Raw genomic sequence first — 23,698 nt, forward strand, 5'->3', positions numbered from 1 at the left:
GGCTAACGGCCCTACTTTGAGTGCACAATTACCCTGAACATAGCTTTTATAAACGGCCATAGCGGCATAGCCAAAATAATAGCAAGAAGGTCACGTAAATTCGCTTCTGAACTCATGAATCTTGCAAATGTACCCGCTTTTACTTTTTTTGATAAAGACAAAAATATCGTTTTTGACAAGGCTGTATCATTCAAAATAGCACTTAAAAAAATATTATCCATCCATCTATACCAGGGACTGATTGGGTCATATGGCTTAATCGCGTCATATTTAATCATTTGTTTCGACAATTCATTTGCCCACTTTTGAATAGAGGCAAAGCTATAACCACTTGCAGCGCGCATTGCACCGCCAGCTATTCCGCCAAATATATAGTGAGTTTCCATTCTGCTGTTTTTGACGTTTTGCATCGGCAAACAAGCAAATTCTGTTCTAACTATATTAAGGGAAATATCTCCCAAAAACGTCCTTACGTATTTGCTCGCTTTATCTTTTAAATATTGTGCAGAAACAGGGTATTTATAAAATCCAGTAAACTCAACTAAGGCTTTTTTACTGGAAAATGGCAAGATATATACAAATTCGAGGCCTTCTTTCACAATTTGAATGTCATGCATCAAATAGACTTTGTTTTGCAAGGGTAAAACCGTTCTTTCAGAGATATCGTCTGACCGACTTACTTCCACCTCAAACCCATAAAAACACTGGTGCATGCATAATCGATTTCCCTGATTTGCAGAGTTTTTCAAAATCTTGTCTATTCGAGTATCCACAACATTATTAGCAAGCACACAAGCATGATTAAGGGGAATTGACCATTGGTTATTCTCGCACGTAATTTCGCCAACGGTTTGGCCAAATACCAGCAAATAATCAGGATGTTTGTGTATCACATTTAGAGCTAACTGTTGCAGTGTTTCGGCAGGCAAACTGCAATACGGATATTCTGGGTGACGTTGCTCGTTACATATCTTATCTGCTTCAATCGACCAGGTATTCCATTTGTAGTTGAGCTTATCACTAATGTAATCTGGAATATGGCTAGTCTTCCAAAAACTCCAAATCCGATCATTTTGAAAAGATTCTCTTTGCTCTACTATTAAAATTCGTCCCTTGTAGCGCTTATGAGCAAGTGCTAAAAGTAAAGATAACCCAGCCGCACCGGCGCCAACAATGATCAAGTCAAAGTGTTCTTTATCTTTAACGCGAGTCATATTATCGACTTTAAGGCAGTATGCAGTCTGGCATCGTGAGCTGACGGTTCAGAAGGTGCTTCTTGCGTGATTTCATTATAAAGATATAAACAGGCGAGTTTCGTTTTTTCGAAGGGCGAGACTACTGTCCTGCCATTCCAGTATTCGCAATTATTGTTCATTAGCTTGCGACCTATTTGTCGGTATAAACAGGCTGCTATTCCAATGGCTCGACGGTTTTTTGAAGGCAAAAAATGCAAACCCTTCAAACCACTATTATAATACAACTCTGCCAGCCCGAGCGTTTTGCTTATCGCGTTTTGAAAGGTTTTTCTGGTTTTGGGATGAGTACTAAAAACGTCTTTACAGTCTGCATTTTGTATCCACGGTTTAGGTAAATAACACCTGCTTGTTTGTGCATCTTCCTGAACATCTCTGGCAATATTTGTCAGCTGCATAGCAATACCTAAATCTATGGCAAACAGGTAGCCATCAGATTGCGAACGCAGGATTGGAGCCATCATCAATCCCACTGTTCCGGCAACATAGTACGAATATTCAATCAGTTCATCTTGAGATTCTATGGCGACACTGTTTAAATCTTTTGACACGCCTTTTATTAATTGAAGCCCGTAGACAGGGTCTATTTTGTGTTTGCTACAAAGCTGCAAAAAAGGCCCTGCTATTTCATGGTGAATGTCACGCATTTTAATCGCTTTTATAATGTTCTCTAATTGCAAGCCTGCCTCTTTTTCACAGCTTTTTTCGTCAACGATATCGTCGACGATTCTGCAAAATCGGTATAACACAGCTGCATCATCTCCGGTTTCTTTTTCGAGAAAAAGCTTTGCAAAATTAAAGGTTTTGCCGTATTGCTTAAGCGCAACCAGAGCCTGCTTTTGTGTATTCTGAACGGTCATTGACGACGCATCCATTTAAGTGAGACTTGGGATAAGTTTATCAACAACTTTTGCAGAAGATAATACGCCAGGGATGCCTGCTCCCGGGTGCGTGCCGGCGCCACATAGATATAAATTATCGGGTCCTTCTGCGCGATTGTGGAATCGAAACCAGGCCGACTGCTGAAAACTTGGCGCAATAGAAAAACCGCTGCCTTGGACACTGGAATAATCTTTTTCAAAATCTTGTGGCGTTTTAGCAAAGTAATGCACTAAGTGTTGAGATAATCCTGGCATAATTGAACGCTCCAGCGCCCTTAGAATTTTTTGTGCATAGCGGTCTTTCTCCGAAGTCCAATCGATTCCAGAAAGATTATTAGGTACAGGCGAGAGCACATAAAATGAATCGCAATTTTCAGGTGCCAATGAGGGATCGCTGGCAGTTGGACGATGAAGATACAGCGAAAAGTCTTCAGCGAGTGTGTGCTTGTCGAAGATATCACTTAAAAGAGATTCATAGCGCTTTCCAAGCCAAATTGTGTGATGGACGATATCAGAATATTGTTTGTCTGTGCCAAAGTACAGTACAAAAAGCCCCATAGAGAGACTGGCATATTTTGTTTTTACACGCGCGCTAAATTTTTGTTCTTGCTTATTTAAAAGTTTGGTATACAGAAACTTGGGGTCAATATTTGAAACAACTAAGTCAGCATTTAGTGTACTGTTTACTGTTTTGACCTGATGTATCTTATTGTTGTCAGTAATCAATGAATCTACTGCGGTATTGAGTTGAATCTTGATCCCCTGTTTTACCATTAACTTTTCAAGTCCGTTGACAATAGAAGCTGTACCGCCCATGGCAAAATGAACGCCCCATTTTCGCTCTAAATAATGAATAAGACTATAAATACTGGTCGTCGCAAAAGGATTACCGCCAACAAGTAAAGGTTGAATTGAGAAGGCTTGTCTTAATTTATCGTGTTTAAGAAAACTGCACACCATTTGCCAAACCGTGCGGTAACATTTTAAACGAATGAGAGCAGGAACTTGCGATAGCATGGTGCTGAGTTTGTGAAAAGGCGTATCGGAGAGTTCGGTAAATCCAATATCAAAAATTGCTTGCGATTGTTTGAGGAGCGATAAATATCCCGCTTTATCAGCAGGGTTTATCTTGTCGATCTCTGCAAGCGTATTTTCAACCGTTCCGCCATAATCAAATTTAGTGCCGTCGGGATAAACAAATCGATACCAAGGCTCCACCGGAATAAGCGTAAAATAATCACTCATTTGCTCATTAAAAAGCGCAAATAATTCTTCAAAAAGGAACGGTGCAGTTACCACAGTGGGGCCTGCGTCGTATACAAATCCATCTTTGACAAATTGTTGAGAGCGCCCTCCCAGGCGCGAGCACTGGTCGACTATTGTCACTTCATAGCCTTTCGCTCTAAGTCTCAAGGCACTGGCTATGCCTCCAAAGCCGGCACCGATTACTACCGCATGTTTGTTAATGGTGTGCCTCAACATGATTCATCAATGTCTCTGCGTAGTCTACGACAATGGATGCGGCATCATTGGGAAAGTTAGATAACTCTTGCTTACATTTTCTTAGTAAATATCTCGCTCTATTTTTGGCTATAAATATGGCATCTTTTGTGTTGCGTGTTTCCGCCAGAATATTCACCAGATTTAAATCACCGCTTGAGGAATCCTCTTTCCAATCGTCCAAGTCATCATTAATTTGATAAGCGATAGCAAACGTAGAAGCGACAAACTCAACTTTTTCCAGTAAATCATGCCGATTAGCCAGGATAAGCGGAAGCGATAACGCCAATCGGAATAATGGGCCTGACTTTTTTGCTGCAATTAGTTCATATTGTGAGGAACTGATCGCACTGGAGCACATTAGATCCAGATTTTGACCTTCAATTGTTTCCTGCACGGCTCGATTGGTTTCACGAATTACAATTGGCAACTTGGCACTACTGCTTATATCTGCAATTTCACCAAATGCCGCTGTAATCATAGTGTCACCACTGCAAATGGCGCGAGACTTTCCAAAAACTTTCCAAATCGATGCTTTTCCGCGCCGCTGCCCATCATCATCCTGTACATCATCATGAATTAAAGATGCGTTATGAAGCAATTCGACCAAAGAACTCAAGCTCACAATATCACTTTTATTCAGTTGCAACTTTTGTCCAACTGAAATACAAATCTTAGCGCGAGTTCTTGAGCCACCATTTTTCAGATGCAAAAGACATGCTTCATCGTGGTGAACTTTTCTTTGCATATTCTGCTCACATTCACCAAGCATAAGGTCACAAACAGAATTAGAAGCTGATAATCGTGTCTTCATTGAGTTCGGTCTCATTTAATCCAACATTCATCAATGTGTGCGCAATCGGCGCTTGATAGCCACACCCCTAGTTCATTGTTCGTTCCTTGTCACTTTCGCTCGTAGCGGCATACCAAATCAATAAGCCGAATGCGACTTTATTAACGAGGTCTGCAAGGTTGTAAACGATGTTCAGCGCTTCCGGTGACGCAGCACCTAGCATGTATCCCAAAACGTAGCCAATTGGATAGATGGACCAGCCGATGGTGACTATCCAGCGCATCGCATTGTATGCATATTTAACAGCGTCACTGGCTTTATTTTTAGCTGCTTTGCCAGCTTCTCCAGCAAAAATTTCCCACAAAATATATGCCCAACCAAGCATACCAATGACAAAACCTATCGTGATGTTGATGTAGCCAGCCTCTGCCAGATAGCCTGGAATAAGCATCACCAAAGTACCTATCAAGAGGCGCCAGAAAATACCTGCTGAGGCAGCCCCAATAGCGCGTAAGATAAGATAAAACTCAATCATTAATAGCGGAACCGTTAATAACCAGTCTATATATCTGAATACGGTTGGAGAGGTTCCAGTCTGAACCCAAACATCACGCATGTAAAAATAATGGACTGCTGCAATAAACGTGACCAACGCTGAAACCACCAAAGATGTTTTCCACTTTGCGGTCACGCTTTGCGTTTCCCATAGAAAAAACACCGTTGCTGCCATTAACGCCATCGAAATAAGCCAAAATGAAATACCGACAAAATCATCAGGCTGAAGATTGGCGGCAAGAGCTTTACTAGGCATCAGCGCAATAAAAAGAAGGCTTGAAATCATGAAAAGATGCTTAGAGACAAAGATCTTTTGAAGCGATGAGAAGCGTGTAATCAATGACATAACAATTCTCTCTTATGGTATGACGCGAGTTGAGCGCGTCTTGTGGACGTACATTTGCCTTACGCTTGTTTTGTCAAGATAGGATCATAATGGCTCAAATATATCTTTTCGCTAAGTGTACTTTATACAGCGATATCATCTTCCTCATCTGCCTGTTCATGACGTTCTTCCTGGAGGCTTAAAACAATTCCGAATGTAAGAATTCCGACTCGACCAACAAACATGAGAAGTACGATGATTAGTTTGCCAATCAAACTTAATTCAGACGTGAGCCCCATGCTTAGGCCGACGGTTCCCAAGGCAGATAAAACCTCAAACATAATCCACTCTATAGGAGCTGTTTCAGTTATCAGCAACGAAACCACCGCGATAAAAAAGATAAACAGAGCAAATATAAAACTACTGGTAGCAATCTGTAATTTTTGTAAGGGCAAATTTTTATTGTCTATGCTGACTTTATCTCTGCGTTTTAAGGTGCTTCGCACAATCCCAATCAGAGCAGCAAGAGTAGTAGACTTAAGTCCTCCCCCTGTACCCGATGGAGCCGCTCCGAATAACATTAGGAAATACAAAACAAAAATTATCGCTAAATTAAAATCTGCTACGGCATAAGTATTAAATCCAACCGTTGTGCTAGCCGTCATCACCTGAAAAAAAGCGATTAACCATTGCTCTTTAGCGGGCAGTACAGACAATTTTTCGTCTGCAAAGGCCAGAAATACTGTGCCTACAATCAGAGTAAAAAAAGTCACCTTCAAAATAATCTTGCTGGTAAAGTGCAGTTCCTTGCTTCTGTCACGCAGAATTGACCAAAGATCCACGAAAACGATAAATCCGATACAACCCAGTATCGACAAAATTGAGATTGCTACATTGACACCAATGTGACTTTGAAACGCAACGAAATTTGTAGACATCAGGCTAAAGCCTGCCGTGCAAAAAGCACTGATAGAGTGAAAAATTGCAGACCAGGCCGGGTTTTCAATATTCGACTGAAAGAAAAATATATACAACACACATGCGCCAATCGCCTCTATCGCTAGCTTAAACACAACAACATGCTTAACAAAACTACTGGTTTTAAAATCTGCAGGTAAGGCAAATTCACGTCGGTTGATTTCCAAGCTTGATTTAAGCGATTCTTTAGACATTTTATTTTTAAGTGAAACGAGGATAAGTGAACCGAAAGTCATATAACCAATCCCGCCAACCTGAATAATTATTAATATGACCAGTTCACCAAAGAAAGAAAAACTGCTACCTGGATCGATACTGATAAGTCCGGTAGTAGACACAGCCGACGCTGCGATAAAAAAAACATCCTCCCAGTTTAAAGGCACTTGTTGTGAGACAGGTAAAGATAGCAATCCCCAAGCGATGAATAAAAAAAACAGATACCCATTGACTAAAATGACTGAAGGTGAGGCCTCTTTAAAATACTTGATTAATGTTTTCACTCATATTTCCTCTCAAAGGCGTAAATATGTCGTCACCCACAAAAGCCGCTGTCAGCAGAAGGGATTTTGAATGGAAGTACAAACGTACCTAGAGCTTAAAAGTGCGAGAGTGAATAAAAGTTCACATTAGACTGGAATCTATTTTCATTAAATCACCAAGGTTCTGATCTAATTTTAAAAGCCAAAACGTAGCAATGCTGACTCAGTTACTCATCCACTCCATTTAACGTGTAGTCAATCGTTGTAGCAAATGGGAAAATTTCACCAGGAGCAATGATTATGGAAAACGCTATGTCTTCAATTTCAGTCGAAGGATTTGAAATTGTAAATCACATACTTACCCTTGGTTATGCAACCATGGCAGCCGCTTTATTATTTTTTATACTTACTCGCAAAGATAGCCTTCCTAAATATCAAATGTCGTCTATTTTGTCGGTAGTCGTGATGGTTTCTGCGCTTCTTTTACTATATACCCAGAAAATAAGTTGGACAGAGGCCTATGCTTTTGATGGCAATGAATATACCGTGAGGGAAGGTGCAGATTTATTCACAAACGGTTACCGGTATCTTAATTGGTTAATCGACGTTCCAATGCTGCTTATCCAAATCTTATGGGTAGCGCAGATTACGGGTTCTCAACGCACCAGTTACATGTTTAAGTTTTCTTTCTCAGGTTGTTTAATGATCCTGACCGGATACATTGGTCAGTTTTATGAGCCAGGCCGAATTAATGAGGACGTTACATTATGGGCAGTTTGGGGACTGATTTCGACTGCATTTTTCTTACATGTTCTAGTGCTCATTACTCGCGTGATAAAAGAAGGCTCAAGCAAAATGTCTGGAGGCGCTAAAAGTGTTTTCAGCGCAATATTGCCTTTATTTTTAATTTCCTGGTGGCTATATCCGATTGCGTATCTCGCACCATATTTCATGACGATGGGATATTCCTACGAAACGACCATTGTTAGCCAGCAAGTTATCTACACGATAGCAGATATATCTTCCAAGGTGGTTTATGGGGTGATGCTAACCGTCACAGCGACGATGCTTAGCAAGCAGGAAGGTATGGCTGAGTCTCAGGCATAATCAAAGCTAGTTGATCAGCGCTACTTGAACAGAGCTACTTGTTCAAAGCTATTTGCTAACAGCCTCTATGTAAAACGCAGTGCGATATAAGTTGACTGCGTTTTGCATTTCATATTCGGAAATGCGTAATGAATGACGAAAGTGAAGCTTCATCAAAGCCACCTGCTACTGAGCAGTCACAAAAAGAAGATGTGTTGGACGAATTAAGTGCACCGAACACCTGTATGATTTATGAAGTAATACGGCGTGATGGTGAAGAGGAATTAAACCGACCAACTCCAAGTCTGATATGGTCTGGTATTGCTGCAGGAGTGCTCATTTCATTTTCGGTGTTAGGAGAAGCAATTTTCAGAACTTATTTACCTAAAAGCTCTGGCTCGTTTCTCATAGAGAATCTCGGCTATAGCTTAGGCTTTTTGCTTGTAATACTTGGCCGAATGCAATTATTTACTGAAAACACAATTACAACAATATTGCCACTCATAGTCGAGTTCAAACGCAATATGATTTATAGAGTTGCGAGGTTATGGACAATCGTTTTGCTAGCTAACGTGGTTGGCGCTTTTCTGATCACAGCATTGTATGCGCTAACACCAGCGATCCCATCGGACTTAACGCCTGCAATGATAAGCCTTAGCGAGCATGCCGTAAAAATGCCTCCCATAGATGGGTTTTTCAGGGCCATTCCTGCGGGCATACTTATTGCCGCCATTGTGTGGATGATTCCCCAATATCAGTCTTCTGTTTTTCTGATTGTTTTGGTATTCACCTGGTTAATTGCCGCTGGAGATTTCACGCATATTGTTGCTGGCTCGGTCGAAATGGCCTATCTGATATGGCTTGGAAACTTGCAAATATACGATGCCATATTTGGATTTTTTCTTCCGGTTTTGGCAGGTAACGTTGTTGGCGGAACGCTTATTTTTTCATTTTTAGTCTGGGGACAGGTAAAAGACGAAATTGACTGACTCAGTTGCATAGCAATTAATCAAATTTCATACTGTTTTTGGCAATCTTTCCTGTCTGTAAAATAGGCGCTGATAAGTTTGCGTCGTATTTTTTATGACATCTTTTAAAGACACACCTTTCGTCTCAGCAAGCGCTTGAGCCACTAAATGCAAACGCTCTGGTGTATTGCGCATCCCCTGATAACCATGCATCGGCATATCTGGCGCATCCGTTTCCAGCAGCATTGAATCAAAGGAGATATCTGCAATTGCTCTGCGCGTTTTTGCGCCGCGAGGATAGGTGATAGTTCCACCTATTCCCAGGCACAGGCCAAGTTCAACGTAGGTGTGAGCAATTTCCGCACTTCCGGAAAAGGCATGTACAACGCCGCCGCCGGTAAATGCTTCTTCTTTCAAAAGGCGTATGAGTTCGTTGTGAGACTTGCGATGGTGCAAAATGACGGGCTTTTTAAAGTGCTTTGCCAAAGATAGCTGGTCTCTGAAAACCTGCATTTGAAGCTCAAGATCGGTACTTAATGTGCCATCAATACCAAATTCGCCAACGGCTACATATTCATCATGATACTTCGCCAAATGCTCATACATACCGTCGAGTTGAGCTTGCCACACCGTTTCCCATTTTTCAGAAGAGCCGCTTTCAGGGAATATTTCTTTTAAAAAATAAGGGTGAAAACCCGCGGCAATATCAAGCTGAAGCTTGTCTGTAGAATATTGGGTCGCGAAAGACCTTAAATCCTGGCTTTGATTAAGACCTAAACCAGGAACTAAAAGCGCGCTTAATCCCTGTTTTTCGCAGTTTTGAATGACTTGATTGCGGTCCGCATCAAACGCTGCAAGGTCAAAATGACAATGGCTATCTATCATATTCATAGCCTCTATTGAGTTAATTTACTATCTTAGGGCGCTAAGTTAAGAAATTAAGTTAAGGCATTAAGTTAAGGCATTAAACGCTGAATTTTCCAGCTTGCATCGTCTTGTTTGCAGTACTCAAAGCGGTCGTGCAGGCGATGCTCTCCACCTTGCCAGAATTCTATTCGCTGAGGCTCAATACGAAAACCGCCCCAAAAGTCGGGAAGCGGGATTTCCCCTTTCGCAAATTTCTCTTTCATTTGATGAAACTGGGTCATTAACATTTCGCGAGTGGAGATGGGTTTACTTTGCTGTGACGCCCAGGCTCCTAATTGACTCTCTTTCGGGCGAGATAGAAAATAAGCGGCGTCTTCTTTTCGACTTAATTTTACCGCCCGCCCCTGCACACTTACCTGTCGCTCTAAAAAATACCAGGGAAAATGTAAAGAAACCTTTTCGTTATGCTTAAGATCTTTTGCTTTATTGCTACCGAGATTGGTGTAAAAAACAAAGCCATCTTTAGACAAGTCTTTTAATAAAACAATACGCTGTGAGGGCTGGCCTTCACTATTGACCGTAGCAACAGTCATTGCATTCGGATCTGGAAGATTTGCATCTATAGCATCCTTTAGCCAAACTTCAAACAAATCAATGGGATGCTCAGTGAGTGAATCTTCAGTAAGCCGTCCTAAAGTATACTCTTTACGAAATTCATGCAGTGCTTTCACTTCGCCTCCATTTTCAAGCTGTTTAATCAAAAATCCAGCTATATTTGATGATCGCCGTCATAGCCTAAAGAGCGCAAGGCGCGCTCATCATCGGCCCATCCCGATTTTACTTTCACCCAAAGTTCCAGAAACACTTTATTATCAAAGAGTGCTTCCATATCCTTACGCGCTTCTGCTCCCATGGTTTTAAGATGACTACCGCCTTTACCAATCACCATGCGTTTTTGACTTTCTCGCTCCACCAATATTAAGCCATGGATGTGATACACCCCATTTGCAGTTAATTTAAATTGCTCAATCTCTACCGTAACAGAATAAGGCAATTCGTCTCCAGTGAAGCGCATAAGCTTCTCGCGAATGATTTCGGCAGCCATGAAACGGCTTGAGCGGTCGGTAATATAATCCTCAGGAAAATAGAATTCGCTTACCGGAAGTGATTCCAGAATTAGCTTTCGCAAATTCTCTATTTGTTTTCCCTGCCTGGCAGATACAGGAAGAATGTTTGCAAAATCGTGCTTTTTGTTAAGCGCGCTTAGGGTATCAAGCAAATCTCCTTTTTCAGCAACTTTGTCGATTTTATTCACTACCAGCCAGCAAGGTAGCTTTGAGGCTTTAATTTTGTTTAGCACCAACTCATCATCATCCGTCCAGCGAGTACCTTCCACAACAAACAGAACCAAATATACTTCACCCAGGGAGCTTGCTGCAGCGCGATTCATAAAGCGGTTGATCGCACGCTTTTCATCGGCATGAAGACCTGGCGTGTCGACATAAATCGCCTGACGATTGTCTAAAGTATCGATTCCCATTATCCGATGACGGGTCGTCTGAGGTTTCCGTGAGGTAATGCTCACTTTTTGACCAAGTATCCGATTTAAGATGGTAGATTTCCCTACATTTGGCCTACCAACTATCGCGACCATGCCGCAGTGTGTTTGTGTCATTTATGAATTGTCTCTAGTACAGATTTAGCTGCTTTTTGTTCAGCTATGCGTCGGCTTTTACCTGAAGCGTTTTTACTGATATTTAACGCTTCAACTTCACATGCTACTTCAAATATTTGTGCATGATCTTTGCCGCTAATTTGCAGCACCTCATAATTAGGTAAGGGCAATTGGCGTGATTGTAAATATTCTTGCAACTGCGTTTTGCTGTCTTTTATTTGAACGTTTGGGTCTAGCTTTTCTATGCGGCTTGCAAAAAGCGTTTCAATGCTTTGTTTAACCGCTTCGAGGCCAGACTCTAAATAAATCGCCCCTAGTATAGCTTCAACGGCATCGGCAAGAATTGAATCACGCCTGTGACCGCCACTTTTTAACTCGCCTGATCCCAAACGAAGCATATCACCTAACTCAAGCTCGCGGGCAATACCGGCAAGCGTATCACCTTTGACCAAATTAGAGCGCATACGCGTCAACTTTCCTTCAGGCTGCTTGGGATACTTCTTATAAAGAATTTCAGCGATGCACAGTCCCAGCACGGCATCACCTAAAAACTCCAGTCGCTCATTATGCGTTTTAGCAGCACTTCGATGAGTGAGTGCCTGTGTCAGTAATATTTGATCAGCAAACTCGTAGCCTATCCGCTTGTTTAATGAAGCTTGTGGCTTAGGCTGTAAACTCGCTATTTGTTTCTCTTTACTAACCACTAATGAATAGATCCGATACGCTCAAAACGAACACCGCTTGGTAACCAAGTGGGTAAGAAATCCTCTTCACTACGGTCAAAGTCAAAGCTTATCCATATAAAAGTAGCTTTACCTACTAAGTTCTCTTCCGGTACGAAGCCCCAATAACGACTGTCTTGGCTGTTGTCACGATTATCGCCAAGCACGAAGTAATGTCCCTCAGGCACATCATATTTATAGGCAGCAGAGGCTGTTAAAGGTGAATGCAGGATCTCATGCTCCTTTTCACCGAGTGTTTCAACAAATTTATCTAAAAAGGCACCGCGTTGTTTAAATTCAGAATCCCCTAAGGATTTAAGGTCCACCGGCTGAGGACGCTCACAAAGCTGACCTGGCTCGCAAGGCGCTTGAATAAACACTTGTTTATTGCTGTAGATAATTGTCTCGCCTGGCAAGCCGACAACGCGTTTTATGTAATCAACGTTAGTATCCAGCGGATACTTAAATACCACGATATCACCGCGTTTTACTTCTCCTGTTTCAAAAAACTCCGTGCGAGTAACCGGGTCTTTTAATCCATAAGCGAATTTTTCAACCAGAATAAAATCACCTTCCAACAGGGTTGGCATCATAGAGCCAGAGGGAATTTGAAAAGGCTCATAAATGAAAGAACGAAATATCATGACGCCAAAAAATATAGGAAAAAACTGTTTGCTGATGTCCACCAGCCAAGGCAGCTCGTCATCAACGCCTTGCGCATGCTTTGTAGAGCTAAAGCTTGAGTTGCCCGTTTGAGCTGTATTTGCACTAACGGTAGAAGTTGCTTCTTCTTTTTTAGGCGCTATGAACCACGCATAAACTAACCAAACCATCCCTGTAAATGCGCTTGCTGCGACTAAAAATATCGAGAAGTAATTCGCCATTAATTATCAACCTTTAAAATTGCCAAAAACGCGTCCTGCGGTAATTCTACATTACCTACTTGCTTCATGCGTTTTTTACCTTCTTTTTGTTTCTGCAAAAGCTTTTTCTTACGACTCACATCACCACCGTAACATTTAGCAATTACGTTTTTACGAAGCTGCTTAACCGTGCTTCTTGCCACAATATGGTTACCTATTGCCGCTTGTATGGCAATATCAAACATTTGCCGAGGGATAAGCTCTCTTAGCTTTTCAACCAAATCACGACCGCGATATTGGGCGTTATCTTTATGAGTAATCAAGGCAAGTGCATCTACGCGCTCGCCGTTAATTAGAATATCTAAACGCACCATGTCTGCGGCTTGAAAGCGAGTGAAATTATAGTCTAATGAAGCAAATCCGCGACTGGTTGACTTTAATCTGTCAAAAAAGTCTAAGACAACCTCTGCCATAGGCATATCATAAGTCACTGCAACTTGCTTGCCATGATAGGACATATGCGTTTGCACACCGCGTTTTTCAACACACAGTGTGATCACATTTCCCAAATACTCCTGTGGCACGAGAATATTGGCGGTAACAATAGGTTCTCTAATCTCTTCGATGTCGTTAATAGGAGGAAGTTTAGACGGATTATCGACCTGCAAGGTATCGCCTTTTGTTGTGATCACCTCGTATACAACCGTTGGTGCAGTCGTAATCAAATCAAGATCATACTCACGCTCTAGACGCTCTTGGATGATTTCCATGTGGAGCATGCCTAAAAAGCCGATTCGAAACCCAAAACCAAGTGCTGCGGAGCTTTCAGGCTCGTAAAACAGAGAAGCATCGTTTAAGGAAAGTTTCGAAAGGGCATCACGAAAGTCTTCGTAATCATCTGAGCTTACTGGAAACAAGCCAGCGTAAACTTGAGGCTTAATTTTTTTAAAGCCGGGTAAAGGTTTGGCGGTTGGGCGTTTTGCCAGCGTGATGGTATCTCCTACCGGCGCACCGTGAATTTCTTTGATACCAGCAATAATAAACCCGACTTCACCCGTTCTAAGCACTTTGGTTTCGGTTTGTTTAGGCGTAAAAACACCGATTTTGTCAGCCTGATGCACAGCACCTTTCGACATGATCTGGATTTTATCTTTAGCATGCAGTTCGCCATTAACTATTCGCACCAAGGAAACAACCCCCTGGTAATTATCAAACCACGAATCGATAATCAGCGCTTCAAGCGGCGCTTCGCTATCACCTTCAGGAGGTGGAATGCGATTGACGATTACTTCAAGCACATCCTCAATACCAAGTCCTGTTTTAGCTGAGCAACGCACAGCATCAATAGCATCTATTCCAACAATATCCTCAATTTCCTCAGCTACCCTGTCAGGCTCTGCCTGTGGCAAATCAATTTTGTTCAGGATTGGCACAACTTCCATATTCATGTCAATTGCAGTATAGCAATTCGCCAGTGTTTGGGCCTCAACGCCCTGCCCGGCGTCTACAACTAATAAGGCTCCTTCACATGCAGCTAAAGAACGTGATACTTCATATGTAAAATCTACGTGTCCGGGCGTATCGATAAAGTTCAACTGATAACGCTCACCGTTTTTCGCATCGTAGTACAAGGTAACCGACTGCGCTTTGATGGTTATCCCGCGCTCGCGCTCAATATCCATGGAGTCTAGCACCTGCTCTGCCATTTCGCGTTGGGTTAAACCGCCACAATGCTGAATCAATCGATCGGACAAGGTTGATTTGCCATGGTCGATGTGAGCAATGATACTGAAGTTACGAATATTTTTTAGCTGCATAAATGACTAAACATCCAAAATAAGTCTGAGCCTTGTACTTAACGAAAATACTTAACGAAAACACACAAGTAATCAGGAAAAAGAGACATAATTTTAAGTACGCGGATATTACCGATTTTGGGCTTAAATTGCGACAAATCTCGTGTCTAACTGCCTAATTTCGACTAAAAAGATGCAATTTAGTTGTGGACGAAGTGTTACAAGGTGTGTACTGCCAGTAAATCGGTAAATCAAACCATATTTTAAAGACAATATCCTACGATCTGGCAAGCAACTACATAGACCAACCTACTCAAGTCGTTTGAGCGGTATTTCATGCTTTTTAAATACACCATTGTCTGTTGTTGCGCCTAAAAACACCGGATGATACATGTGCTTAAATCGCTCTGATTTAAGATGACGCGACACACCCCAGTACGATAAAAAGGTGCAAACAAAACTAATTACAATCACAAGAGGCTCTGCCAGATTGCTCAAACCTTGTAGCACAGATGCACTTGCTAACAGCACAGCAAGAGGAAGGATGTACATCCATAGCGATGCACTTAACAAATGTTGTTCCGGTATGCCAATTTTAACCGTCTGCCCTACCCTTAGAGGTGAAGGCGTCTCTATGCGAATATGCTCTGGTTTTGGGCTAAACGCTTTTGCCACAAGTCCCGTACCGCAATTGTCGTTAGTCGCGCAGCTACCGCAGGTTGTTTTAACCTTGGTTTCAATCCAGGCATGATCCGCTTCAGCGGAAACCACGATCCCCATTTCTTCAATCATTGCGGCTGCCCATTTTGTATTGCATCAGCGTTATTTTGCGCTTGCTCGGTAATAACGATTGAATTGGCAATGCGATCTGCCGTTGCAACTGGCACTTCACCGACCACGGTAACCTGAACACGCCCATCAGTTTTAGATACCACCGCATGGCTATTGGATGCCACAGATACGTCCTCTTCAAACGCGCTGTTTGCATTCATAACATACACCGATACATCAACGAGACCGTCTGAAAGTAACATGTATTCGGTTACCTGGCCGGTTCGCTCAATCCGGTGAATATCCTGTCTAATCACTTTCATGCCTTCAGGTAAATAGCTGACCTGCCATATCAATTCACGCGGTGCCGCATTTTGCTTTACATTAACCTGTGGCAGTTGGTCAACGGAAAACTGGCTAAATATTTGATTCACGTTTTCGGAGATATTAAGTTGAGTGATTTGTATTTGTTCAAGCAAGTCACCTTCCAGATTGTACATGTCGAGTTTGAGCAAAAAACCCGTTTGTTCATCTAGCCAAAGATGATAATTAAAGCGTGTTTTATCTTTGCTGATTACTCGAATTTGCTGGGCCATTCTGCCCGCTATCCGATTGCGTCCCATCAATAAAACATCATAAGCGTTGGTAAAATCAATCCCTTCATATATAAAAGCTTGAGGAATAGGGCCTTGAACATTATTACCCTGCACGCTGTAGGGTGCGAAGCCAGGCTCAAATATACTGACTTTACCCTGGTGCGCAATTTGCTCAAAGCCCGGGCCGTTAAGTAAGCTTAATTGCTCAATCTGACTGGCGTCCGGCATTTTTCCTTTGCGCCACATGTAAGGCAAAGTCTCGCGCTTGTTCGCAGTAACAACGTAAATAATCTCAAAAGCTGAGCTTTCAACATTGTTTATCAGCCGACGCATCCACGATTCAGCAGAAAGGGGATCAAAATTCCTGACTGCGTTGTTCTCGCCTTCATTTTCAAGCATCTGTGATGATGAGTCGAGATCATTGACCTGACTCTCTTTCGGCTCTTGTTCAAGAGCCTCGGCTGTTTCGTTCGGGGGAACTTGTGCAAAACTCAAAGAGGCAAAAAGCAAGCACATGCTTACCAGTGCTTTAGATGCAAAAAAACCGGATATCACTGCAACTGTATGATTAATCCGGTTTTTCAATGCGCTTACCTTCATATTAAAAAAACATTACACGAAAGAACATAGTAGTCGTTTTAACTTATCACTCAGGTTAAGGCTGACCATCTTCTGACTGACTTGCACCCTTATTGTTCTGTTCAGAGTTATTATCCACGCCAGCTTGCTTTAATTTCAGCTGTCGTTGATGGTCTTCAATCAGCGCATTTATTTGACGCCTCTGTTCCATTAATTGCTGCATACGGTCTTGCTCAACTGCGCGCGTTTGCTGCAAACTCACTGGAGCAAGGCCACCTTGCGGACCAATAACAGGTGGAGCGGTCGTGAAAGGCTGTGTCGCTTCTGGCTGGTTATACGTTTGATATCCAAAAATCACCATTGCGGTAACACAGGCCACCATGGCAAGCTGGCTACTTTGCTTAACAATTGGGATAACCGCTGATACCACCGGAAGTTCTTTCCAGGTTCGTTTGGGCGCGACAATAGGCAATTCAGATTCAATAGCTTTTGCTACTGCATCACTGACATCAAATTTGAGGTCACTGGACATGTCATTGCGAAGCAAATCTCGGGTCAAATGGTAGTTTTTCCATTTTTGCTTCAGAATTGGATCATCAATCACCTGATTCGCCAGAGAGGCATCTTCGCTCTCTCCGTCGACCATTGCTGATAATTTCTCTACGTCTTGTGTCATACACCGTTTCCTGCTATTTGAGCAACTGCTGGTTTGTTCGCTGAATGCAAAAAGCCCAATCACTTATCTATACTGCGTGAGCGCAGCTGTTTTGCCCAAGCTGACTATGCACTGATTTGCATTATGCCATTTTTTTTGTTCATCTCAAGCGAGCTTGAGTAAAGTTGTACTACGAGTGTCTGCCATTGGCAACATCACCTATCTATCCCTTACGACCACTCAGTTTTTATAAGGTTGCATTTAAATCAAAAAATTTTACCGACTAATCAAACCATGTTGTTTATCTTAAGCATTAATTTTGAGTCAGTGGTGTTATCACCTTATCGATCGCCTCCCGCGCACGGAAAATACGTGAACGGACGGTCCCAACGGGACACTCCATAACCGCCGCAATCTCTTCATAGCTTAAACCTTCGATTTCACGAAGCGTAATAGCCGCTCGTAAATCATCTGGCAAAGATTCAATAGTAGCAAACAGCTTGTTCTGGAGCTCTTCTGATAAAAGCGTGCGCTCGGGAGAAGCGTTTTCTCTTAATGCATCGCTGCCATCAAAATAATCAGCATCTTGCGCATCGACGTCACTTGCTGGAGGCTTTCTGGATTGTGAAGTCAGATAATTCTTCGCACTGTTTACTGCTATTCGGTAAAGCCATGTATAAAACGCGCTCTCCCCTCTAAAATTTGGAAGTGCACGATATGCCTTGATAAACGCTTCTTGCGCTACATCTGCCACATCGCCTGAGTTTTTCACATAACGCGAGACGATGTTCATTACTTTATTTTGATGTCTTACTACCAGTAAGTTAAATGCGTTCTTGTTACCTTTTTGAACCAGTTTAACTAACTCTTGATCTGTTTTTTGCTCGCTCATTAAAGCCATTACTCCTTATATGCTTAATACCATGGCTTCGGCAAGGTTCACATATTGACCAGCACAATTCGATTAAGTTCTTTTATTATATGGATTATTTTGAATTTATCGAGCCATTGTATTTTTGTGGCGAAAGATTAGACTTAAGGCCCTGACAATTAGACAGCTTTACTGCGGATGTAATTTCAAATGTCTAACACCTCTGTATCACACACAATTGAACATCGTTGCGATTTACTCGTGATTGGCAGTGGCGCGGCCGGTTTGAGCCTTGCCTTGAAAATGGCGGAGCATTGTAATGTTATTGTGCTGAGTAAAAGCGATATTAACGAAGGAAGTACTCGCTATGCACAAGGAGGTATAGCCGCAGTTTTTGATGACGATGACAGTATTGAAAGTCATATTGCTGACACATTAAATGCCGGCGCAGGTATTTGTGATGAGAAAGTGGTCCGATTTACTGCTGAAAATGCCAAGCGAAGCATGCAATGGCTTATCAGCCGCGGTGTGCCATTTGATCAGGAAAAAGATGAAAACGGTAATACGCGTTTTCATTTAACGCGCGAAGGTGGTCACTCTCACCGACGAATTCTTCACGCTGCTGATGCAACAGGTGAAGCTGTTCAAACCACGCTTTCAGACAACGTAAAACATCATCCCAATATTCATTTATTTGAGCGCTACAATGCTATCGATTTAATCAAAACTGAAAAAAATGCCAATAGATGCATTGGCGCTTACGTGTGGAATCGCAAGAAAGAACGAGTAGAAATTATTCGTGCTCGCTTTATTACCTTGGCAACAGGCGGAGCAAGCAAGGTGTATCAATATACGTCAAACCCTGATGTCTCAAGCGGTGACGGGATTGCTATGGCGTGGCGAGCGGGATGTAAAATTGCCAACATGGAATTTAATCAATTTCATCCAACCTGCCTATATCATCCAGATGCAGGAAATTTCTTGATTTCTGAGGCGCTTAGAGGAGAAGGCGCATTTTTATGTCACGCCGACGGCACCCCTTTCATGCACAAATTTGATGAACGTGGCGATTTAGCGCCTCGGGATATTGTTGCGCGTGCTATTGATTACGAAATGAAACGTTTAGGCGAAGATTGTATGTACTTGGACATCAGTCATAAGCCAACCGATTTTATCGTGAAGCATTTTCCAAACATTTATCGCAAATGTCGCTCTTTGGGCATCGATATTACTCGTCAACCTATTCCTGTTGTACCGGCAGCTCACTATAGCTGTGGTGGTGTCATGACAAATTTGGATGCGAAAACCACGTTAGATAATGTGTATGCGATTGGTGAGGTTGCGTATACCGGCCTTCATGGTGCAAATCGTATGGCATCCAATTCGCTTTTAGAGTGTGTCGTTTTTGCTCATTCTTGCGCAAACCATATTTTAGCGCATTTTGATGAGCCTTTTGATCAAACGGATATAAAACCCTGGGACGAAAGCCGAGTGATTGATTCGGATGAAGCCGTAATTATTCAACATAATTGGCATGAGCTTCGACTGTTTATGTGGGATTATGTAGGTATTGTGCGCACAGACAAACGCCTGGAGCGGGCAATGCGTCGCATTAATCTTTTAAAGCAAGAAATTGATGAATACTACAGCAACTTCAAGGTGAGTAATAATATGCTGGAACTGCGCAACCTCGTATGCATTGCTCAACTGATTGTAGTATGTGCAATGCAGCGCAAAGAAAGCCGAGGTTTGCATTATAATCTGGATTATCCGGATTTGTTGGCTAAATCCGGCCCTAGCATTATTCAAAAATCCATGAAGTGATGTAAGCTTTGAATCAGTATTTGGTCGCTTAAATATTTGGCTTTAATTTAAGACTGGAGTTTTGATATAGCGCCAATCATATGTGTACTACTTTGCTTGTTTTGTCTGTTTGATAGTTTAAACAGCATGCCATCGTTTTGCTCTGTTAGCTGCAAGTGTGCTTGAGAAGGCAATAAGACGGGACGCTTGAAAACGGTGACCAAACTCATTCCCTGATTTAAGCTTATGGCTTTTTGTTCCTGAACCTTTGAGAGAACCAGCGCTTTTGAATACATGCCGTGAGCAATTGCACGCTTAAAGCCAAATAGTTTTGCAGTAGCTGGCCATAAATGAATGGGATTATAGTCTCCCGACGCTCTCGCATAGTCTCGTCCGATTGAATCATCAAAAGATAAGATTTGTTCACTCTGTACTGGGTCATATTGCTTTTCATTTTTCAAGCTGAAATGAATTTGCAAGTCTTTATAATCGGCAAAATCAGGTAAGCCTTGTTTGTTTACACTGTCAATATTCGTCGCCAAATAATAGCTGCTTGCTTTGACTGCGAGTATGCCTTTAACACTCAAATCGGTATTAAGCTCAAAAACAACTCCCTTAGGATGCGAAAAGAAACGTCCAAAATATGCATGAAGCTGTAGAGTCTGATTGGATAATGGCAACGAAATCACGTTTATTTTATTGGCAATATGGATAAGGCCAAATGCTTTGAATGGAAAAGGGGCTCGAGTCATTAGCTTCATCTGCAAAGGAAGGCTCAGCACCTGAGCATAGCAGGGATGAATAGTATCAAGTGGGGCATCAGAAGAATGACTTGATGTGAGCGAAGGCCATTTAACCAGGAAATGATAACGATGGTAATGACTTGGCAATACTGGCACCTCGGCGCGCTCAAGCATTTGAGAAAGCGCACCTATGTCTAATGATTGTGCTTCTGGCCGGTATATAGCTGCTTTAGCAAGCAGTGCTAACATCTTTTTTCCTTTTATAGCTTTTGATTAATATATGCGAGCGAGTTATATTTACCAGTGTTCTATAGTCATTTAACCAGAAAACCAATACACAAGTCTTGCAATGGCTGCGCGCTCGCGTTTTTTTAATTGCCATATGCCAATAAATAACTTAACAGGCTCATGCTCTCTCACTAACAAATATGGTTGTTTGTAAAGGTCAGTGAAAAAAGCGTGTGGCAACAAAATTAAATAAAAGCCAAACGGACTGACTTTTGAGTACCTGCTTAAAGAATAGGTCCCATATGCGGGTTGTATCTTCTGACAGCATTGTGTGCTGCACTCCGATGTTTTACTCAACTCGACCATATCCGGTGCCAATAGAGTAAATTTGCCGCTGTGCTCTATGTTTAAGTGTAGTCGGTTTTTGGGTTTTGGCCACCATTTGTAAACCAGAAATGGCGTAAGCATCACATAAACTTCGAACACAGTTGTGGGTAAAAAAATATAAAAAAAGCAGGCAACAAAAAAAATCGCTAGCGCGAGCCGCAAGTATGCTCCTATTCTGGAAGGCAGAATTGATAGCAGCATATCTAATCGGCGCGGACCTTCACCCTGCTTAAGACGATTTGTACCATTTCTGCCAGCGCTTTATCTTCGCATTTTTGATGACCCATAAACCACGCGAACAAATCGGGGTCATCACTCGTTAACAAACGCTCAAAGGTCTCTTGTTGTTCAAAACTAAGTGTATCGAAAGCCTGCTCGACAAAAGGGAGCAAAAGCACATCTAACTCCAACATGCCTCTGCGGCATGCCCACTTTAATCTGGCAAGTCTTTTAGGTTCAAACATATCGGCTCCTTTTAAGAAGCGCAAAGACTATCACAAAACAGTATTAAAACCATACTGCACCTTTAGTCTGAAAAGCCCTTTGTGTAGTGAATTATACACTCGTGCAAAATCACTTGCTTTTGCGCGCGTTGCCCTTATCTTTATTGCAATACTTGAAATAAATTAGGAATGTAATGACGAGCTTTTTTGTTGACTTAGCAGACTTGCACATTATTAGCGTTAAGGGCGAACAACGCAGAGACTATTTGCATGGACAACTCACCATTGACACAAAGCAATTTGACACTAGCCATGCACGACTGGGCGCGCATTGCGACTTTAAAGGCAAAATGTGGTCAGTATTTAATGTATTTGAAGCAAACGACTCCTTTTATCTGATTGCACACAAAGATGCGAGTCAAGCCAGTTTGCGAGAGTTAAAAAAATACGGTGTATTTTCGAAAGTTGTCATCGAAACAGAAGAAAAGCTTCGGTGTATTGGCGCCTATGGAGAGCAGGCGGCCAAGATTATTAAAGCATTATTTCCGCAATTAGATACAAGCCATATGAGCCTGCAGTCTAATGAGTTTGGACAGTGCATCAGTTTTAACGATGCCAATCAGCGTTATCTGCTGGTGTTAAGTGAAAAAGGCGTTAGCCACCTTAAGGAATTAGCTGAAGAATTATGGGTAGACAAAGCTGACATATGGAATGCACTTGAGATTGATGCTGCTATCCCTTCTCTACAATCTCCCAATATAAATGAATTTGTACCGCAAATGATGAACCTTCATGCACTCAATGCTATTGATTTCGATAAAGGTTGTTATATGGGGCAGGAAGTGGTGGCGCGGACTAAATTTTTGGGCAAAAACAAGCGTGCGCTTTACCTTTTGACCAGTGACACCAGTGATAAAGCAGCGATAGATACGGATGTTCCTGCAGGCGCCATATTAGAAAAACAAATTGGAGACAATTGGCGCAGAGGCGGAACAGTCGTGCGAAGCGCACAAGTAAAATCTAAAGCAGAGACGTGTTCAACCCGAATTTTAGCTGTACTGAGCAATGACACAGAAGTTGGCGATGTGTTACGCTTAAAAGAGAGTGAAAAAGAATTTCAGGTTCAAGTGCTTCCATATGCGCTTGAGCAAGCTTAAACGACTAAAAGGCAGATAAATGCAAATAGAAGACAAGCACGTAGTTACCCTTCATTACACGGTAAAATCGGAAGATGGCCAAGCTATCGATTCGTCGAGAGGCGCTGAACCGCTCTCATTCATTCAGGGTAGCCAATACATGATAGCAGGGCTTGAAGAAGCGCTTTATGGTAAAGAAAAGGGGGATTCTTTCGAGGTTACCGTTGAGCCTGAAAAAGCATATGGCGAACGTCACGAACAATTAGTGCAAAAAGTTCCCTTAAACATGTTTGAAGGCATGGATGTTGAAGTCGGAATGAGCTTCAGAGCCACAACAGAACAAGGTGAACAGTCAGTGATGATTGTTGATAAAGACGAAGAACATGTAACGGTAGACGGAAATCATCCACTTTCAGGAAAAACGCTCGTGTTTGATGTATCGGTGGAAGATATACGTGAGGCAACAGCGGATGAAATTGCACATGGTCATGTCCATGGCGCAGGTGGTTGCGGACACGACCATTAAAAGTCTTATCAAAAATGACTGACGCTGAGCTTTAGCTGCATTAGTTATCACTTTACCTGACACTTTCAGACATAGAACTGAACAAAATCTGCCAGCCTCTTGTGTAAATTTACCCGCTATCCACTCTGCAATTACCAAGTTTCGGCTAATGAGACAAAGGGGAAGTTCGGCACCCTTAAACGGTGAGTAAAGCAAAACAGCAGCTCCTTTCTCGATACC

At 42.2% G+C, this 23,698-nt stretch carries 23 protein-coding genes; 5 read left to right on the forward strand and 18 right to left on the reverse strand.

Features of this window, described 5'->3' with window-relative positions; all coding sequences use genetic code 11:
- Positions 1-11: 11 nt before the first annotated feature.
- From D6V41_RS03635 to D6V41_RS03660, 6 genes are all read right to left on the reverse strand, one after another.
- Positions 12-1,214 (reverse strand): lycopene cyclase family protein, encoded by a 1,203-nt coding sequence (locus D6V41_RS03635; protein ID WP_136250131.1) that lies wholly within the window; start codon positions 1,212-1,214, stop codon positions 12-14.
- Positions 1,211-2,113: a phytoene/squalene synthase family protein gene (locus tag D6V41_RS03640; RefSeq protein WP_168710957.1), complete on the reverse strand. Its 903-nt coding sequence runs from the start codon at positions 2,111-2,113 to the stop codon at positions 1,211-1,213. Before D6V41_RS03640 ends, D6V41_RS03635 begins: the two co-directional genes overlap by 4 nt.
- Positions 2,114-2,128: 15 nt before the next feature.
- Entirely contained in the window at positions 2,129-3,616 is a 1,488-nt protein-coding gene (crtI, locus tag D6V41_RS03645) for a phytoene desaturase family protein (protein ID WP_241664415.1), read from the reverse strand.
- Complete coding sequence (locus D6V41_RS03650) at positions 3,597-4,448, reverse strand: polyprenyl synthetase family protein (RefSeq protein ID WP_168710958.1); 852 nt, start codon at positions 4,446-4,448, stop codon at positions 3,597-3,599. The genes crtI and D6V41_RS03650 overlap by 20 nt, the downstream gene beginning before the upstream one ends.
- A 67-nt stretch (positions 4,449-4,515) precedes the next feature.
- Positions 4,516-5,268, reverse strand: a complete 753-nt coding sequence (locus D6V41_RS03655; RefSeq protein ID WP_241664416.1) for a bacteriorhodopsin-like — start codon at positions 5,266-5,268, stop codon at positions 4,516-4,518.
- A gap of 182 nt (positions 5,269-5,450) precedes the next feature.
- Entirely contained in the window at positions 5,451-6,785 is a 1,335-nt protein-coding gene (locus tag D6V41_RS03660) for a TrkH family potassium uptake protein (RefSeq protein WP_241664417.1), read from the reverse strand.
- Positions 6,786-7,064: 279 nt separating this feature from the next.
- On the opposite strand from D6V41_RS03660, the gene D6V41_RS03665 reads away from it, so the two are divergent.
- Entirely contained in the window at positions 7,065-7,871 is an 807-nt protein-coding gene (locus D6V41_RS03665) for a bacteriorhodopsin (protein WP_168710959.1), read from the forward strand.
- A gap of 128 nt (positions 7,872-7,999) precedes the next feature.
- Complete coding sequence (locus tag D6V41_RS03670) at positions 8,000-8,839, forward strand: formate/nitrite transporter family protein (RefSeq protein ID WP_136250136.1); 840 nt, start codon at positions 8,000-8,002, stop codon at positions 8,837-8,839.
- Positions 8,840-8,866: 27 nt separating this feature from the next.
- Here D6V41_RS03670 and D6V41_RS03675 read toward each other — a convergent pair whose 3' ends face one another.
- The 10 genes from D6V41_RS03675 to rpoE form a co-directional block, all read right to left on the reverse strand.
- Positions 8,867-9,703, reverse strand: coding sequence for a TatD family hydrolase (locus D6V41_RS03675; protein WP_136250137.1), 837 nt, complete (start codon positions 9,701-9,703; stop codon positions 8,867-8,869).
- A gap of 71 nt (positions 9,704-9,774) precedes the next feature.
- Positions 9,775-10,416, reverse strand: a complete 642-nt coding sequence (pdxH, locus tag D6V41_RS03680; RefSeq protein WP_136250138.1) for a pyridoxamine 5'-phosphate oxidase — start codon at positions 10,414-10,416, stop codon at positions 9,775-9,777.
- Positions 10,417-10,454: 38 nt separating this feature from the next.
- Positions 10,455-11,360, reverse strand: a complete 906-nt coding sequence (era, locus tag D6V41_RS03685) for a GTPase Era (RefSeq protein ID WP_136250139.1) — start codon at positions 11,358-11,360, stop codon at positions 10,455-10,457.
- Positions 11,357-12,064, reverse strand: a complete 708-nt coding sequence (gene rnc / locus D6V41_RS03690) for a ribonuclease III (protein WP_421907498.1) — start codon at positions 12,062-12,064, stop codon at positions 11,357-11,359. Before rnc ends, era begins: the two co-directional genes overlap by 4 nt.
- The gene (gene lepB / locus D6V41_RS03695) at positions 12,064-12,966 is read right to left on the reverse strand and encodes a signal peptidase I (protein ID WP_136250140.1); all 903 of its coding nucleotides are present in this window, start codon (positions 12,964-12,966) and stop codon (positions 12,064-12,066) included. Before lepB ends, rnc begins: the two co-directional genes overlap by 1 nt.
- Positions 12,966-14,762 carry a translation elongation factor 4 gene (gene lepA, locus D6V41_RS03700; protein ID WP_136250141.1) on the reverse strand — a complete coding sequence of 599 codons (1,797 nt, stop codon included), beginning with the start codon at positions 14,760-14,762 and terminating at the stop codon, positions 12,966-12,968. Before lepA ends, lepB begins: the two co-directional genes overlap by 1 nt.
- A gap of 288 nt (positions 14,763-15,050) precedes the next feature.
- Positions 15,051-15,533, reverse strand: coding sequence for a SoxR reducing system RseC family protein (locus D6V41_RS03705; RefSeq protein ID WP_136250142.1), 483 nt, complete (start codon positions 15,531-15,533; stop codon positions 15,051-15,053).
- On the reverse strand, positions 15,530-16,693 hold the full coding sequence (locus tag D6V41_RS03710) for a MucB/RseB C-terminal domain-containing protein (RefSeq protein ID WP_168710960.1): 1,164 nt from the start codon (positions 16,691-16,693) through the stop codon (positions 15,530-15,532). Before D6V41_RS03710 ends, D6V41_RS03705 begins: the two co-directional genes overlap by 4 nt.
- Positions 16,694-16,763: 70 nt before the next feature.
- Positions 16,764-17,363: a sigma-E factor negative regulatory protein gene (locus D6V41_RS03715; RefSeq protein ID WP_136250144.1), complete on the reverse strand. Its 600-nt coding sequence runs from the start codon at positions 17,361-17,363 to the stop codon at positions 16,764-16,766.
- Between the two features lie 292 nt (positions 17,364-17,655).
- Positions 17,656-18,234: an RNA polymerase sigma factor RpoE gene (rpoE, locus tag D6V41_RS03720; protein WP_136250145.1), complete on the reverse strand. Its 579-nt coding sequence runs from the start codon at positions 18,232-18,234 to the stop codon at positions 17,656-17,658.
- A gap of 189 nt (positions 18,235-18,423) precedes the next feature.
- Here rpoE and nadB point away from each other — a divergent pair, with 189 nt between their 5' ends.
- Entirely contained in the window at positions 18,424-20,037 is a 1,614-nt protein-coding gene (gene nadB / locus D6V41_RS03725) for an L-aspartate oxidase (protein WP_136250146.1), read from the forward strand.
- 47 nt (positions 20,038-20,084) lie between these two features.
- Here nadB and D6V41_RS03730 read toward each other — a convergent pair whose 3' ends face one another.
- Entirely contained in the window at positions 20,085-21,008 is a 924-nt protein-coding gene (locus D6V41_RS03730) for a MaoC family dehydratase (protein ID WP_136250147.1), read from the reverse strand.
- A 569-nt stretch (positions 21,009-21,577) separates the two neighbouring features.
- A complete protein-coding gene (locus D6V41_RS03735; protein WP_136250148.1) occupies positions 21,578-21,838 on the reverse strand; it encodes an FAD assembly factor SdhE in 261 nt (86 codons plus the stop codon).
- A gap of 173 nt (positions 21,839-22,011) precedes the next feature.
- Between D6V41_RS03735 and ygfZ the strand changes: the two genes are divergently transcribed.
- Positions 22,012-22,974, forward strand: a complete 963-nt coding sequence (ygfZ, locus tag D6V41_RS03740) for a tRNA-modifying protein YgfZ (protein WP_136250149.1) — start codon at positions 22,012-22,014, stop codon at positions 22,972-22,974.
- 19 nt (positions 22,975-22,993) lie between these two features.
- Entirely contained in the window at positions 22,994-23,479 is a 486-nt protein-coding gene (locus D6V41_RS03745) for an FKBP-type peptidyl-prolyl cis-trans isomerase (protein WP_136250150.1), read from the forward strand.
- Positions 23,480-23,698: the final 219 nt, after the last annotated feature.

The organism is Ningiella ruwaisensis (genome assembly GCF_004798935.1).
Classification (GTDB): domain Bacteria; phylum Pseudomonadota; class Gammaproteobacteria; order Enterobacterales; family Alteromonadaceae; genus Glaciecola; species Glaciecola ruwaisensis.

Bases quoted from the DNA above. Each gene is read 5' to 3' on its own strand.
- D6V41_RS03635 (WP_136250131.1), bottom strand. From the start codon at position 1,214: ATGACTCGCGTTAAAGATAAAGAACACTTTGACTTGATCATTGTTGGC.
- D6V41_RS03640 (WP_168710957.1), bottom strand. From the start codon at position 2,113: ATGACCGTTCAGAATACACAAAAGCAGGCTCTGGTTGCGCTTAAGCAA.
- crtI (WP_241664415.1), bottom strand. From the start codon at position 3,616: ATGTTGAGGCACACCATTAACAAACATGCGGTAGTAATCGGTGCCGGC.
- D6V41_RS03650 (WP_168710958.1), bottom strand. From the start codon at position 4,448: ATGAAGACACGATTATCAGCTTCTAATTCTGTTTGTGACCTTATGCTT.
- D6V41_RS03655 (WP_241664416.1), bottom strand. From the start codon at position 5,268: ATGATTTCAAGCCTTCTTTTTATTGCGCTGATGCCTAGTAAAGCTCTT.
- D6V41_RS03665 (WP_168710959.1), top strand. From the start codon at position 7,065: ATGGAAAACGCTATGTCTTCAATTTCAGTCGAAGGATTTGAAATTGTA.
- D6V41_RS03670 (WP_136250136.1), top strand. From the start codon at position 8,000: ATGAATGACGAAAGTGAAGCTTCATCAAAGCCACCTGCTACTGAGCAG.
- D6V41_RS03675 (WP_136250137.1), bottom strand. From the start codon at position 9,703: ATGATAGATAGCCATTGTCATTTTGACCTTGCAGCGTTTGATGCGGAC.
- era (WP_136250139.1), bottom strand. From the start codon at position 11,360: ATGACACAAACACACTGCGGCATGGTCGCGATAGTTGGTAGGCCAAAT.
- lepB (WP_136250140.1), bottom strand. From the start codon at position 12,966: ATGGCGAATTACTTCTCGATATTTTTAGTCGCAGCAAGCGCATTTACA.
- lepA (WP_136250141.1), bottom strand. From the start codon at position 14,762: ATGCAGCTAAAAAATATTCGTAACTTCAGTATCATTGCTCACATCGAC.
- D6V41_RS03705 (WP_136250142.1), bottom strand. From the start codon at position 15,533: ATGATTGAAGAAATGGGGATCGTGGTTTCCGCTGAAGCGGATCATGCC.
- D6V41_RS03715 (WP_136250144.1), bottom strand. From the start codon at position 17,363: ATGACACAAGACGTAGAGAAATTATCAGCAATGGTCGACGGAGAGAGC.
- rpoE (WP_136250145.1), bottom strand. From the start codon at position 18,234: ATGAGCGAGCAAAAAACAGATCAAGAGTTAGTTAAACTGGTTCAAAAA.
- nadB (WP_136250146.1), top strand. From the start codon at position 18,424: ATGTCTAACACCTCTGTATCACACACAATTGAACATCGTTGCGATTTA.
- D6V41_RS03730 (WP_136250147.1), bottom strand. From the start codon at position 21,008: ATGTTAGCACTGCTTGCTAAAGCAGCTATATACCGGCCAGAAGCACAA.
- D6V41_RS03735 (WP_136250148.1), bottom strand. From the start codon at position 21,838: ATGTTTGAACCTAAAAGACTTGCCAGATTAAAGTGGGCATGCCGCAGA.
- ygfZ (WP_136250149.1), top strand. From the start codon at position 22,012: ATGACGAGCTTTTTTGTTGACTTAGCAGACTTGCACATTATTAGCGTT.
- D6V41_RS03745 (WP_136250150.1), top strand. From the start codon at position 22,994: ATGCAAATAGAAGACAAGCACGTAGTTACCCTTCATTACACGGTAAAA.